Annotated in this window: 15 protein-coding genes; 3 read left to right on the forward strand and 12 right to left on the reverse strand. The window is 36.3% G+C overall.

Annotation, left to right across the window (positions count from 1 at the left end):
• The first annotated feature begins 93 nt into the window (after positions 1-93).
• Positions 94-261, forward strand: a complete 168-nt coding sequence (locus tag B0A65_RS23400) for a hypothetical protein (protein ID WP_207556487.1) — start codon at positions 94-96, stop codon at positions 259-261.
• 148 nt (positions 262-409) lie between these two features.
• Here B0A65_RS23400 and B0A65_RS22650 read toward each other — a convergent pair whose 3' ends face one another.
• From B0A65_RS22650 to B0A65_RS22690, 9 genes are all read right to left on the reverse strand, one after another.
• Positions 410-1,219, reverse strand: coding sequence for an SDR family NAD(P)-dependent oxidoreductase (locus B0A65_RS22650; protein ID WP_242670345.1), 810 nt, complete (start codon positions 1,217-1,219; stop codon positions 410-412).
• Positions 1,220-1,552: 333 nt separating this feature from the next.
• Complete coding sequence (locus B0A65_RS22655) at positions 1,553-2,140, reverse strand: TetR/AcrR family transcriptional regulator (protein WP_074657908.1); 588 nt, start codon at positions 2,138-2,140, stop codon at positions 1,553-1,555.
• A gap of 452 nt (positions 2,141-2,592) precedes the next feature.
• Positions 2,593-4,143, reverse strand: a complete 1,551-nt coding sequence (locus B0A65_RS22660) for a DHA2 family efflux MFS transporter permease subunit (protein WP_074657910.1) — start codon at positions 4,141-4,143, stop codon at positions 2,593-2,595.
• Between the two features lie 576 nt (positions 4,144-4,719).
• Entirely contained in the window at positions 4,720-5,166 is a 447-nt protein-coding gene (locus tag B0A65_RS22665; protein ID WP_074657912.1) for a PaaI family thioesterase, read from the reverse strand.
• 158 nt (positions 5,167-5,324) lie between these two features.
• The gene (locus tag B0A65_RS22670) at positions 5,325-5,915 is read right to left on the reverse strand and encodes a TetR/AcrR family transcriptional regulator (protein ID WP_074657914.1); all 591 of its coding nucleotides are present in this window, start codon (positions 5,913-5,915) and stop codon (positions 5,325-5,327) included.
• Positions 5,916-6,201: 286 nt separating this feature from the next.
• A complete protein-coding gene (locus B0A65_RS22675) occupies positions 6,202-6,837 on the reverse strand; it encodes a carbohydrate-binding protein (protein ID WP_207556488.1) in 636 nt (211 codons plus the stop codon).
• Between the two features lies 1 nt (position 6,838).
• Complete coding sequence (locus tag B0A65_RS22680; RefSeq protein ID WP_074657916.1) at positions 6,839-8,302, reverse strand: glycoside hydrolase family 30 protein; 1,464 nt, start codon at positions 8,300-8,302, stop codon at positions 6,839-6,841.
• 24 nt (positions 8,303-8,326) lie between these two features.
• Positions 8,327-9,322: an L-glyceraldehyde 3-phosphate reductase gene (mgrA, locus tag B0A65_RS22685; protein ID WP_074657918.1), complete on the reverse strand. Its 996-nt coding sequence runs from the start codon at positions 9,320-9,322 to the stop codon at positions 8,327-8,329.
• A gap of 75 nt (positions 9,323-9,397) precedes the next feature.
• Complete coding sequence (locus B0A65_RS22690) at positions 9,398-9,823, reverse strand: GlcG/HbpS family heme-binding protein (RefSeq protein ID WP_074657920.1); 426 nt, start codon at positions 9,821-9,823, stop codon at positions 9,398-9,400.
• 200 nt (positions 9,824-10,023) lie between these two features.
• Between B0A65_RS22690 and B0A65_RS22695 the strand changes: the two genes are divergently transcribed.
• A complete protein-coding gene (locus B0A65_RS22695; RefSeq protein ID WP_074657922.1) occupies positions 10,024-10,617 on the forward strand; it encodes a Crp/Fnr family transcriptional regulator in 594 nt (197 codons plus the stop codon).
• A gap of 166 nt (positions 10,618-10,783) precedes the next feature.
• On the opposite strand, the gene B0A65_RS22700 is transcribed toward B0A65_RS22695, so the two are convergent.
• The 3 genes from B0A65_RS22700 to B0A65_RS23405 form a co-directional block, all read right to left on the reverse strand.
• Positions 10,784-11,389: a DNA-3-methyladenine glycosylase gene (locus B0A65_RS22700; protein WP_074657924.1), complete on the reverse strand. Its 606-nt coding sequence runs from the start codon at positions 11,387-11,389 to the stop codon at positions 10,784-10,786.
• A 78-nt stretch (positions 11,390-11,467) separates the two neighbouring features.
• Entirely contained in the window at positions 11,468-11,683 is a 216-nt protein-coding gene (locus B0A65_RS22705; protein WP_074657926.1) for a hypothetical protein, read from the reverse strand.
• Between the two features lie 23 nt (positions 11,684-11,706).
• Entirely contained in the window at positions 11,707-11,847 is a 141-nt protein-coding gene (locus B0A65_RS23405; RefSeq protein ID WP_207556489.1) for a hypothetical protein, read from the reverse strand.
• 667 nt (positions 11,848-12,514) lie between these two features.
• On the opposite strand from B0A65_RS23405, the gene B0A65_RS22715 reads away from it, so the two are divergent.
• Positions 12,515-13,480: a transporter gene (locus B0A65_RS22715; protein ID WP_083370379.1), complete on the forward strand. Its 966-nt coding sequence runs from the start codon at positions 12,515-12,517 to the stop codon at positions 13,478-13,480.
• The last annotated feature ends 84 nt before the right edge of the window (positions 13,481-13,564 follow it).

A 13,564-nucleotide genomic window follows, 5' to 3' on the forward strand; every position in this document is an offset into this window, starting at 1 on the left:
CCTGAAACCTGAAACCTGAACTTGGAACCTGAAATAAAATGAGATTTATTAAAATATAAGAAAATATTTATAATTTTGTAAAAAAGAACGATTATGAAAAAAGAGAAGATTGTGAAAACAACAAAAATCATTTCGATGTCTACTGCTACTAAGAAAAAGATTTCTAAAGTTGCTGAAGAGATAAATGGCCGAAATTTATTCACAGAAAAAATTGAACTTGCTCAAAAAACTTTGGAAAATTTAAAAGCATTACCAATTTAAATTTGTCATCATAATAATATAAAAAAGCGATCTAATAGGTCGCTTTTTTTATGAACCTGAAACCTGAAACCTGAAACCAAAAAAACGAGATCATTTCTCCTAGAAGTTACAATCTCGTTTAATCAACTTAAAAAAATCAGAATATAAATTATCCGTGGGCTGCTACAGAAACATCACTCCATTCTTCCCAGGTTGCAAGTTTTTGTTGGTACACTTGTTTCGCTAGTGGTAAAGCTACTTTTCCTAAGAATAGGCGTAGAGGAGGGTTTTCGGCTTCGACTAATTTAATGATGGCCGGAACTGTAGCGCTTGTTTGTCCGAAAGTATCAGGATCATGTCCTTCTGCAATGGCTTTTTTAAGTCCGTCGTAAGCTTCAATTTTTTCGCTGTTGAATCCGTTGCCCCAGATATCGGTGAAATAACCGTTTGGTTCCACTAAAGTTACTTTGATACCGAATTGTTTTACTTCCTGAGCCAAAGTTTCAGTAAGACCTTCAACTGCAAATTTAGAGGCGTTGTATAAGCCAATCATGGGTAAAGTAGCGATTCCTAAAATAGAGGAAACCTGAATGATATGACCGCTTTGTTGTTTTCTCATGATCGGTAAAACGGCTTGTGTTAACCATAAAGTTCCGAAGAAATTGGTTTCGAATTGTGCTCTTGATTCTTGTTCGCTAGCTTCTTCAACCGCACCGTTTAAAGCATAACCGGCATTGTTGATTAGGATATCAATAGCCCCGAAATGTTGCTGCACTTTTTCGACTACTGCGAACGACTCTGCGCGATTGTTTACGTCTAGTTTAAGTGGTAAAATAGCGTCTCCGTATTGTGCTTTTAAGTCGGCCAGGGTGTCGATATTTCTTGCTGTTGCAGCTACCTTGTATCCTTTTGCTAAAAATGCTTCTGCCCAGGCTCTTCCGAATCCTTTTGATGCTCCTGAAATTAAGATTGTTTTCATGATAATTGTGAATTTTAAATTGTGAATTGTGAATTGTTAATGGTGAGTTGTTAATGGTGAGTTGTTAATTGCTTTGCGAATAATTTTAAACACATAGAGTACATAGTTTTTATTGGCTGAAAAAGGGTATGGAAAGAAACTAGTTTCTCACACATAGCTAATGTGTTTTTTTAATAAATGAAATGTCTTTTGTGCGTTTGCAAAGTCTATGATTCTATGTGTTTAAAATTTTATTTATTTCTATTGTTACCTATTAATCTTAGCACCTTAGCTCCTCAGAACCTCAGAACCTTTAAAAAGTGACCGATAGGTCATTTTTTAAACAAAAAAAAATTAGAGAGTGTTTTCCTCTATTGTTTTTTTGAGGGTTTTGACGATGATTTGCATCTTATCGTTACTGCCTGACATTCTTGAAATTAAATGGCCGCCTTCCATCATGGCGAAAATTACAGTTCCGAAATCTCCGGCATTCCAGTCCGGTTTAAATTCGCCGTTGGCAATTCCCTTTTTTATGCTATTTTCTAATAACTTTTGATTGAATTTTATGCCTTGATTGATCTTTTCTTTTACAACAGGGTTGGTATCATCTGCTTCTGTTCCGAAATTCAATAACGGACAACCTCCGGTTAGGGGCGGGTTTACCGCATTGCTGAAAAAATCGATATAAGTGAATAGTTCTTCTTTAGCCGTTTTGCTTTGACTGATTTTGGCCATCAGTTTATCGCCCAATACTTTCATATTGTGATCGACCGCAGCGCAAGCCAAAACTTCTTTGTTTTCAAAATGAACGTACATGCTGCCTTTGGACAATTTGGTCGCTTCCATAATATCGCTCATAGAAGTTGCTGCAATCCCTTTTGTGTTAAAGATAGGTGCTGCTTTATCGATGATGAATTGTCTGGTTTCTTCTCCCTTTGCCATGATAGCTTTTATTTTACAGGACAAATATATGACCGATTGGTCATTTATGCAAATTTTTTATGATTTATTTGTGATTGTTATAGGTGAGATGTGAGATGTGAGATGTGATGTGAGATGTGAGATGTGAGATGTGAGATGTGAAATGGAACACGGATTACGCGGATTTACGCTGGTTTTTGCTGCAGATTTTACAGATTAATTTCTTTGCGCATAATTTTGTTCACGCAGATTTTGCAGATCTAGGCAGATTTACGCTGATTTTTTTTGCTATAGATTTTAGGGATTATTTTTCTGTGCGTATAATTTTTTTCTCGCAGATTACGCAGATTTGGCAGATCAAATCATTTTAATCTTTTAATCCCGATAGCTATCGGGAGTGGCAAAACTTTATAAAAAATCTGTTTAAATCCGTGTCATCCGCGTTCCAAAAACTTAGACGTTAGTAAAAAACTTTAATGATCTGAAAGTATAATATTGGTTTTTGGTTTTTTGGATTTGCTCATTACTAGCAATAATAGGGGTAAGGTTAGGGCGAAGAATAGGCCTACGAGGAAAAACGCATCTCTGTAACTTAATAAGGACGATTGTTTGGTTACGATGTTTTCCATTAGTTTTAGGGCTTTTGCTCTGGCTTCGTTGTAGGCAAAACCTCTGTGTTGGAAATAACTGATGTAGGCGTTTATTCTGTCCATTGCTTTTGCATTATCTGGCGTTACGTTCGAAATCAATACGTTTCGGTGTTCGGCGTAACGATGTGCGATATACGTATTAATGATCGACACACCAAAGGAACCGCCCAATTGTCGCATCATATTGTTGAGCGCTGCACCTTGACCGACATCTTTATCGTCAAGCGAAGAAACGGCAAGCATCGTTAACGGAACGGTTAATAAAGCCAATCCCAAAGCGCGAAAAATAAGTGCGGTGGCGACTTCTAAAGCGCTGGTATCTAAGGATATTCCCGACATTCTCCAATTAAAATAAATAAAGAGCAGAAAACCTGTTGCGATGATGATGACCGGAGAAACGCCTTTTTGCAATAAAGTGCCACAGAGTTTTAACGCCACCAAGGCAAACAAAGCACCCGGAAGTAAAAGCAATCCCGTTTGATAGGGTGAAAAACTCAAAAGACGTTGCGCCACCACGGGACTGATGTAAATAGAAATAAACATTCCGAAACCGGTTACGAAGGTCAGAATCGCAGCTATACTTAACGATTTACTTTTTAATACGCGCAAGTTCACGACGGGTTTATCGATTTTTAATTCCCAATAAATAAACGCCAGTAAAGTGACTATGGCAATGGCAGTTAAAACTATGATGTAACGGGTTTCGAACCAATCTTCGACTTCGCCTCTTTCTAAAACGGTTTGCAAGGCGCCAACTCCGATGGCTAATAAGGCAATTCCGGTCCAGTCGACTTTTGAGATTTCCGGTTTTACGGGTGGTTCTTTCAGTAGAAAATAACAGGAAATCGCAACGAGAATCCCAATCGGAATATTAATTAAGAAAATCCATGGCCAGTCGTAATTCTCAGTGATATAACCGCCCAGCGTCGGTCCGATGGTTGGTCCGATGAAAATTCCGGCTCCGAATAAAGCTCCGGCGGTGGATTGTTTGTCTTTCGGAAAAAGCTCAAAAACCACAACCTGAGAAATCGATAATAAAGCACCACCGCCAATTCCCTGAAGAAATCTAAAAAAGACCAGCATCCAGATATTAGACGAATGTCCACACATGAAAGAACAAAATGTAAAGAGAATAATCGAACCGATATAATAATTGCGACGCCCCAGATTGGCGCTCAAAAAACTCGTAATCGGAATGATGATCACATTGGCAATAGCATAAGCGGTAATCACCCAGGAAGTATCTTCGAGCGTTGCGCCCAGATTCCCGCTCATATGCGATAGCGCCACATTGACAATAGAAATGTCAATAAGTTCCATAATCGCGGCGAGGATTACGGTAAAGATGAGTAATTTTCGTTGTAGAGATGTCATAGTAATTTTTTATACCAATCGGTATATTTTTTGATTAAAAAAAGGATTGAAAATAAATTCAAACACATAGAAACATAGCTTTTGAAACCGCTTAAAAAAGGCATTTCATTTATCTAAAAACACATAGCTGTGTGAAAGAAATGCGCTTAAAAGAATTTAATTATTTTAGATACATATCCCGTCCTGAAGTTTCGGGATCGGGACTATGTGTGAGAAACTAGTTTCTTTCCATATTCTTTTTTAGCCAAAGAACACTATGTTTCTATGTGTTTAATTTTTTTCGTTTGCTTCATAAATTGGAATTTGGGATTTCAGGATATTGGATTGCTTTCTAACATATAGAAACATAGATTTTTGAGATCATAAAAAGGCATTTTATTTATTTGAAAACATCCCGAAGCCTCGGGACTATGTGTGAAGAAACTAGTTTCTTTTTTAATTCCTTTTTAGCCAAACAAAACTATGTTTTCTATGTGTTTAATTTTTTTCGTTTGCTTCATAAATTGGAATTTGGACCCGAGTGATAACGAACAGGCGAAGCAATTTAAATATTGGAATTTAAAGTATTTTGGAATTTCAGACCGAAAGTTCCTGCTTCACCAAATTAGTCTTAAATAAATTAGAATAAGCAGTAGCAATCAACCTCGTTTGGGCTTCATTCCAGATTTCGCATTGAGCATTCACGAATTGTCTTCCTTTTTTAATGATCGAGGTTCTGGCGATAATCGTATCACCCACACGAGCCGGAGCAAAATAATCAACATTTAGATTGATGGTCGTATAGAAATTTTCTTCATTCAGAGAAAACATTGTTGCGCCAATGCAATCGTCCGCGATAGCAGCAATAACACCACCGTGAAGTGATTTAACCGGATTTGACATTTCTTCCCGAACTAAGTATTGAAAAGTAACACTGCCGTCTTCCGCGGCTAAAACTATAGGTCGCATCCAAAGCATAAAAGGCGATGGCGAAGCGGTGAATTCTCTGTCGATGTGGTTTTGAAGTACTTGTAAGCGTGTCATTAGATTTTAGATTTTAGATTTTAGATTTTAGATTTTAGATTTTAGATTTTTCCGCGACCCTATCAGAATTGGAATTTGGAATTTATATTTTGGAATTTAATATTATACTGATCGGTATATTTTATTTGATAAAAAAAGCAATATTTGCTATTGCTTCTTTATTCCAATTCTTCTATTACTTTCTTTACTGACTGCATGATATTTGATAAGTCGTTTAGATTTCCGGTTAGTTTGCTGATCATTACGCCGCCTTCAATTAATGCAATTATAGTTAATGCAGTTCTTTCTGTGTCAATTGCTTTAGCTTTGAATTCTCCGGCTGCAATTCCCTGGTCGATGAAAGAGATTATTTTTTCTTTCCAGTAAATAAGGGTTCTTTCAGCGTACTTTCTTAAAACCGGATGCGTATCGTCAGATTCGGTTGCGGTGTTGAGAATAGGGCAGCCGCCTTTTGTGACTTTCATAGTCGCATATTGAGAGTAGAGTTGAGGATAAGCTAATAATTTGCCTTTGAAAGTGGTTTGTTTGTCGATTTCTCTTGAAAATGCATCCTGAAGTTTTTTGACATTATACTTGAATGCTGCAATAGCAACTTCATCCTTATTTTCGAAATTCCCGTAAATACTTCCTTTTGTGAGTCCGGTGATCTCGGTAATATCACTCATCGAAGTACCGCTGTAGCCTTTCATATTAAAGATCGGAGCGGTTTGTTCTATGATAAACTGTTTGGTTCGTTCTGCCTTACTCATGATTTCGTATAATTTAAGACTGCAAATATATACCAATCGGTATAATTATTTATTCATTTTTGAAATTATTTTGATAGGAAGATGTTTAGAGAGGGAAAAGAAATGAAAAAATAGCCACGAAATCACGAATAATTGAGCAAAAATCAATAAAAAATTCGTGAATTCGTGGCCATATTTAGCGCATAGAAAAATAATCCTTTAAATCTGTGAATCCCGATAGCTATCGGGAGTAGCAAAAAAGTTGAAAAACCCGTTTAATATGTAGCCATAATTTCGACATTATAAATTATTGGGCAGTAAAGGTCAGATAATCAAAATTCATATTTCCGTTGGAGACAATATGCAGGCGCAAAACCTGCTTTCCTTTTTTAAGTTTTATCGTTCCGATGGATGCTGAACTGTTCCAATGATGCCATTGCCTCCAATCAATCGGCTCTTTGTCATCATGGGTGGAAGCAATTTTCATTTTTCCCGTGGCGTCTTTTCCGTTTACATCAATAGATATTTCGCCGTCGCCGTTTGCCGTATACAACAAACCAATTGTATAAGTTCCGGATTTTGTTACTTCAACGGTATAATTAATCCATTCCGTTGGAACCGTCCAGCCGACATAAAGGTCTCCAATACTTCTTGGCACTTTATTAAACGGATTATTATCAATATCATCCGCTTTAGAATACGAAATATCCACTCCTTCATTTATTCTGAATTCATTAAGTGGATTTCCGTTTACCGGATTTAGTTTTCCGCTTCCATTGTTTACAGCATCAGTATCGTGATAGGCAATTCCTTCGCCACCCTGATCGTACAGTTCACATTCTATTTTCCCCGGAATCTGTTGTGGTTTTAATGCTTTTGATGTTTGCGCGAGACAAGAACAACTCATTAAAACAATAATAGAAAATGTTACTAACGCTTTCATATTATTGAACTTCTAACGTTGCAATTGAATGTGCCGCGCTGGTAATTTTAGTCGCTTTTCCTTTTATCCAAAGAAAATAGTCCACATCCGTTTCACCTGAATTCATTACTACAACTTCCAGTTTATTGTCTTCATTTACGAAAGCCGTCGACAAAAGCTTGTTACTGCTTGAAGAACAGGCAATACGTTTTGCTCCCGGACGAATAAATTTGGAGAAATGTCCTAAATAGTAATAACCGTTGGTATAAATCAATTTTCCGGTTTTAAGATCAGCGTGAATAGGGGCCATGCAGAAATTCTGAACGTGGTTGGGTCCGCCTTTTTCGTCTAATAAAACATTCCAGTCGGTCCAGGCTACTGTTCCAATATTAAAATCATTGATCATCGACATTCCGTATTTTTCACCGTAACTCCAGTCGGTTAACAATTTTTGATCAAAATCGGCGGCACAGCCTTCGGTTAAAATTAAAGGTTTATCCGGAAAAGCTTCGGCTACACGACGTTCGGCTTCGAAATTCATTCCATTTTTCATCCAGTCTTCGTACCAGTGATAACCAACGCCCCAAACATATTTGGCAGCATCCTTATCTTCTAGAACTGTACTCACACGCTGATACATCAAATCACGATTGTGATCCCACATGATTAGTTTCTTTTTAGAAAGTCCCGCTTTTTGCATCGTTGGCCCTAAAAAGTTTTTGATGAAATCGCGTTCTTCTTCGGCGGTGAAAATACAGGATTCCCAACGCTGTACTGCCATTGGTTCGTTTTGCACTGTATAGCCCCAAATCGGAATGCCTTCTTTTTCATATTCTTTTATAAATTTCACAAAAAAGTTAGCCCAACTTTGGTGGTATTCCGGTTTTAAAGTTCCGCCCTGCAAAACATTGTTATTGGTTTTCATCCATGCCGGCGGGCTCCATGGCGAAGCATACAAAGTGATTTTTCCTCCGGCTTTGGCAATCACTTCTTTAATAAATGGAATTCTATATTTTCTATCGTGGCTGATATTAAAGGTTTTTAAGTCTTTATCGCCTTCCTGAATGTAACTGTAACTATCACTGGAGAAATCACAGCTTTGCATATTCGTACGCGCTAAGGTATATCCAATTCCTTTTTCCTTATCGTAATAGGCCGTCAGGATTTCCTGTTGTTTGTCTTTTGGAAGCTGATAGAAAACTTCCGCGGAGGCGTCAGTCAAAGCACCTCCAATTCCTAACAATGTCTGAAAAGTCATGGACGGATCTACAAAAACAGAAACCTCTTTTTCTATGGGTTGTGGTTTGGCTGTAAACGAAAGCATTTCGGTTTTGGTCAGTTTCTTATCTGTGTTTTTTACGGTTTCGTAAACGGTAACCGTTTTGAAATCGTATGTTTTCGGAGCTTTTTTCTGTGCAAATCCGCCGGCTGATAAAAGTCCGGATAACATGATGGTCAGGCATGTTTTATTGTGGAATGTGTTCATAACTGTGGTTTTTTGGTTAGTAGTTTATTTTAAAATCTGATCAATAAGCTGCAATTCATATTCAGAGAAAGTACTGTTTTGTAGACAACCTACAGAATCAATTACTTGTTCCGGCTTGCTCGCGCCAATGATTACAGACGAAATTCGTTTGTCTTTTAAAACCCAAGCCAAAGCCATTTGAGCCAAGCTCTGACAACGTCCTTCGGCCATTTTATTCAATTGACGGACTTTTTCTATATTTTCAGGCGTAATGGCATCTTTTTCTATAGCACCATTTCCGCGATGTGCGTTTGCTCTTGAATTCTCCGGAATACCATTTAAATATTTGTTCGTCAAAAGTCCCTGAGCAAGAGGGGAGAAAGCAATTCCGCCCATTCCGTTTACTTCTAAAACATCCAGTAAGCCCTTTTCAACAGTACGTTCAAACATAGAATATTTTGGCTGATGAATCACGCAAGGTGTTCCTAAATTTTTTAATATCGAATATGCCTTTTCCGTTTCCGCCGGACTATAACTTGAAACGCCTACGTAAAGTGCTTTTCCGTGACGTACAATCAAATCCAATGCTGCCATCGTTTCTTCCATAGGCGTATTAGGATCGGGTCTGTGGTGGTAAAAAATATCCACATACGGAATTCCCATACGCTTCAGACTTTGATCGAGACTCGCAATTAAATGTTTTTTGGATCCCCAATCGCCGTATGGACCGTCCCACATTGGCCAGCCGGCTTTGGTAGAAATTAAAAGCTCGTCTCGATAAGATTTAAAGTCCTGTTTGAATAATTCACCAAAAGTAAGCTCCGCAGAACCGGCAGGCGGCCCGTAATTATTGGCAAGATCAAAATGGGTAATGCCATTATCAAAAGCAGTATGCAGAATTTCACGTGCGTTTGCGATGTTATCAATTCCGCCAAAGTTGTGCCATAAGCCTAAAGAAAGCGCTGGTAATAGTAATCCGCTATTGCCACAACGGCGGTATTCCATTTTTTGGTAACGATTCGTATTTGGTAAGTAAGACATTTTTATTAATTGTGAATTGTTAATTATGAATTATGAATTATGAATTATGAATTTTAATAGCCTATAGCTTATTGCTTATAGCTTTGAAAAAGCTTTTTCTACGATTTCCAGATCGGTTGTGCCTCTGAAACCACTGAAACCTATTGAAAGTTTTGTTCCATCTTTTAAAGTTACCGGTTGTCCGCCTTGCCAGCCTATGAGGTCCGGAGCTTCGATTCCGTTAGCATTTTCATCTACGATATTGTTGAAAACCATTTTTTCATACTCGCCGGTTTTCACTCCGGTCAGCCAAACCTGACTTGCTTTTGTCCAGGCTACTTTGTACGATTGTCTTCGGCGTGGTTTATCTTCGCCATACATTCGGCCATAAACGGCTCCTTCTTCATCAATAATACAAATAGCAACATTACCGTTTGAAATTTGTTTATCTTCTTCAATTTGAAGATATTGTGGAATTAAATTTTCAATTGCTGATAAAGCCTGTGCAATTTGTTCTTTCATTATTTATAATTTATGGTTTGCTGTTTCTAGCTTGTTGCTTTTCCATTTTACATCTCACATCTTCACCTCTCACAATATTAAGTTTTCAAAATTGATTCATTTAATTATTTCATTTCTTAAACTAGATCAAGAAATAATTATAAATAAAACCTCTTATATTTACTTCCTGATAAAGCCACATTCGATAAAAAAGATAATAAATGTTTCAGCAAATTCATACTTACCTTTCCAGATCTGCCCGTCTTTCTAAGGAAGAAGTGAAAATTTTTGAGAAACATCTTGAGCTTAGAAAGATTCCCAAGAAAACTATTTTATTGAGTGCGGGTGAAATCTGCAATTTTGAGGCTTATATCAATAAGGGCTGTATCAGGGAATATTTTGTCGATCGAGACGGAATTGAATTAACGCTCCAATTTGCGATTGAAGATTGGTGGGTGAGTGACATTACCAGTTTTGAAGATCAGGTACCGAGTGATATGTACATTGAAACTTTAGAGGATTGTGAGCTTTTGGTTTTGACCCGTCAGGCGAAAGAGAATCTGATCAATGAAGTTCCTCAATTAGAAAGAATGTTTCGTTTGATGATACAGCGGCATTTATCAAAATTGCAAAAACGATTGTTCAGAACCGTTTCTTCAACAGCGATGGAACAGTATGTAGAATTTATCACACGTTATCCAACAATTTCCCAACGGGTTTCGCAACAATATATCGCTTCTTATCTCGGCATTACGCCAGAATTTTTAAGCCGATTACGGGCAAAATATTTGAAGGGTGGAAATGGGCAAGACTAAAAAATAGTTGTTCTTCTGACTTATTTTTTAGCGCGGTGTGTGACTATAAAAAACTGGTTTTTCTTAAAAAAATCATTATAAGTAAAATCAATAGTAGTTAATTAAGTGTTTGTATTCCTGATAGATGTGTCGAATACTTAATGTGATACTTTATGGTCTTTTTTAACTACGACTTATTGGGTTTACTTACATATTTATTGCCTTTTACAAAAAATCGCCAAGGCAAAAAAGCATCTTCCTTTGCATACGTGACACCAACTCGTGGTGTTGCAACGATTTCATCTTCGGTATATCGAATGCTATGATCTTCTAACCAAATTTCATCTCCGTCTAAATCTTTTTTATTAAAATTAGCATTAATTCCTAACGCTTTTGCTGCAGAACCCGGACCAGATGATATAGCACTATTAGTAATTGTCATATTGCGTCTTAGTTCCATGATTTCAGTACCAGACAAGGGTTCAATCGCCCTTATTAATACGGCATGGGGTTCATTTTTGATTGAAGTTACTATATTAAATAAATGGTGTATACCATAGCATAGATATACATATGAAACGCCACCTTCACTGTACATTATTTCAGTTCTGTTAGTGCGTCGTCCGCCATAGGCGTGAGAGGCTTTGTCTATTTCGCCAAAGTAGGCTTCCGTTTCTACAATTAAGCCCGCTGTTATTTGTCCTTCAATTTGAGTAAATAAGACTTTCCCCAGTAAATCTTTGGCCAGGAAAATTACGTCCTGATTCAAATAATATGATAATGGTAATTTCAATAGTAGTTAATTTAATGCTTTAACAAAGTGGTTTTAATGTACTGTATATTAATTTTATATGTTTTTAATTAAAATTAATTAAGAGTCAGACTTGTCTTTTTTATCAAAGCCTTGATCTGAATGATTTTCAAGTTCTTCATCTAAAGCGTCATCAAAATCTTTGTCGGGTTTAGGTCCTTTATCCTGTTTTGATTTTTTATTTTCCTTCTTCGTACTAGCAGAATGAATTAGTTGTTCTTCAGGGTGAAAATTGCGATCGTCCAGACCGAAATCTTCGTTGATTTCTTTTGGCATAATCTAAAGTTTTTAGGTATTAATTATTTGTTCATCTGAACTGATTTTCTAGTCTCAATACTTGATTTCTCATTACTTCTTGCTGAAGTTGATTTGACTTCTGTTTTTTTAGCAGATGTTCTGGAGCTGTTTTCAACGTTGTTTTTATGATAGGAAATATTCATTTCATTGCTTTTAAAAATTAATACTAACAAATTTAAAAATGCATGAAAGAGAAAGTTTATACTTTTTTGATTTTTAATTGTATTATTATCAGTGATTTATGAAGGTTGTGTTATTCTTTAAAGGTACTCTTTTCTCTTCTTTAAATGATGCATTTTACCGCATTTAATAAATTTTAGGTTTCAACTTATAATATGAAACGGACTTGATTTAAATTTTGTTTTTTTTAAATCTATTACGACATAACTTTATGCTGTTCTTAATGTTCAGAGAAAAAAAATATTTTTAAGAATTTGATTTTTTGTTTTTTACAGAGTGCTTTCTGGAGTCTTAAATTCAATCAATTTAAAAAATAACATAGTATGGCTGTTCCTAAAGAGTTATATAATGCAAAATTCGCAGAGTATATAGAATCGCTTAAGATTTTATATTTAGTAGACGACAAGTTTAAAATTATTTGTGATGACTACTGTACTAGTAGACTGAAAGCGGATAAGTTCAAGAAAAAGTTCGAAAAGTATTTTCAGCATAAACTGGAATGTGAGAATTTATCAAAAGAATTAGAAGATGAAATATTGATTTATCTTATACGGAAAGGGTAAAAAGAATAATTTAGAAGTGAACTATTCATCAATATGAAGGTTATTTATTAAAGTTAAAACATAATTTATGAAAAACGTACAGTTAAATCTAAAGTATTTTATTTTATTATTTGTAATGATAAGTTTGCCGGCTTTAGGACAAGGTGACGGTCCGAGAAATTTACTATGGAGTCCAAAAAATACCTTTGCCTTTCTGCCGAAATGGATGAGTATGAATCAAAATATTACTCCGGGAAATGTGCTTGTTAAAGACGCTGATTTGCATATTGATGCCTTTCCACTCACATTGGTTTATAATTTTGGTTTGGCCGGTAGATATGCTCAGGTAATGCTAAATGCTGTTCCTGGTTCTGTTTCCGGGAGTCTGGCGGCCAATCAGCCTGGACTTCCTGCTCCTCATTTAAGTTCTTCTGGTTTTGCAGATGGTTTTATAGGTTTTAAAATTGGATTAGTAAACCAGCCGGCTTTGAATGTTATTGAATACAGTCAATATGAAAAAAAGACATTCTCCATGATGTTTTATGGCAGATTATGGTATTCAGGCTCTTACGATAGTACTAAACCATTAAATTTAGGTTCAAACCGATTGACTTTCGAATTGGGTTTTCCTATCGACCTTTGGTTGAGTAATGACCCAAAAAGACCAACATGGTTGGAGATTTATCCTTCCATCCACATGTATACGGCTAACAATGATCCTTTATTTATTTCAATGGCCAATAAATCACAACAACACGCTTTGTATTCGGTCGAGAATCATTTGTCACATAATTTTACGGATAAATTTTGGGCCAGTGCCGATTTAAGATACCAATATGGAGGTGATGTCGAAGTTGATGGTATCGATCAGGATAACAAACAGAATATTTTGGGTGGTGGAGTTACAGCAGGTTATCAGGTCATGAAGATGTTAGGTTTGAATGCTTCTTATGGAGGAATAATTGCCGGCGATAATGGGGCACAATCAAACATGATTAGAATTACGGCTGTGATTTCGTATGCCAATTTAAAGAAGTTGCAGAAACCGGAGTGATTAGAGAATAGAAGCAAGAAGCAAGAGAATATAGATTATAGAATATAGGGAATAGAATATAGAATATAGAATATAGAGAATAGA

It is taken from the genome of Flavobacterium frigidimaris, from assembly GCF_002217275.1.
In the GTDB taxonomy this organism is placed as follows: domain Bacteria; phylum Bacteroidota; class Bacteroidia; order Flavobacteriales; family Flavobacteriaceae; genus Flavobacterium; species Flavobacterium aquidurense.

Excerpts from the sequence above, each read along its gene's own strand:
- B0A65_RS23400 (WP_207556487.1), top strand. The coding sequence starts at position 94 with ATGAAAAAAGAGAAGATTGTGAAAACAACAAAAATCATTTCGATGTCT.
- B0A65_RS22650 (WP_242670345.1), bottom strand. The coding sequence starts at position 1,219 with ATGAAAACAATCTTAATTTCAGGAGCATCAAAAGGATTCGGAAGAGCC.
- B0A65_RS22655 (WP_074657908.1), bottom strand. The coding sequence starts at position 2,140 with ATGGCAAAGGGAGAAGAAACCAGACAATTCATCATCGATAAAGCAGCA.
- B0A65_RS22660 (WP_074657910.1), bottom strand. The coding sequence starts at position 4,143 with ATGACATCTCTACAACGAAAATTACTCATCTTTACCGTAATCCTCGCC.
- B0A65_RS22665 (WP_074657912.1), bottom strand. The coding sequence starts at position 5,166 with ATGACACGCTTACAAGTACTTCAAAACCACATCGACAGAGAATTCACC.
- B0A65_RS22670 (WP_074657914.1), bottom strand. The coding sequence starts at position 5,915 with ATGAGTAAGGCAGAACGAACCAAACAGTTTATCATAGAACAAACCGCT.
- B0A65_RS22675 (WP_207556488.1), bottom strand. The coding sequence starts at position 6,837 with ATGAAAGCGTTAGTAACATTTTCTATTATTGTTTTAATGAGTTGTTCT.
- B0A65_RS22680 (WP_074657916.1), bottom strand. The coding sequence starts at position 8,302 with ATGAACACATTCCACAATAAAACATGCCTGACCATCATGTTATCCGGA.
- mgrA (WP_074657918.1), bottom strand. The coding sequence starts at position 9,322 with ATGTCTTACTTACCAAATACGAATCGTTACCAAAAAATGGAATACCGC.
- B0A65_RS22690 (WP_074657920.1), bottom strand. The coding sequence starts at position 9,823 with ATGAAAGAACAAATTGCACAGGCTTTATCAGCAATTGAAAATTTAATT.
- B0A65_RS22695 (WP_074657922.1), top strand. The coding sequence starts at position 10,024 with ATGTTTCAGCAAATTCATACTTACCTTTCCAGATCTGCCCGTCTTTCT.
- B0A65_RS22705 (WP_074657926.1), bottom strand. The coding sequence starts at position 11,683 with ATGCCAAAAGAAATCAACGAAGATTTCGGTCTGGACGATCGCAATTTT.
- B0A65_RS23405 (WP_207556489.1), bottom strand. The coding sequence starts at position 11,847 with ATGAATATTTCCTATCATAAAAACAACGTTGAAAACAGCTCCAGAACA.
- B0A65_RS22715 (WP_083370379.1), top strand. The coding sequence starts at position 12,515 with ATGAAAAACGTACAGTTAAATCTAAAGTATTTTATTTTATTATTTGTA.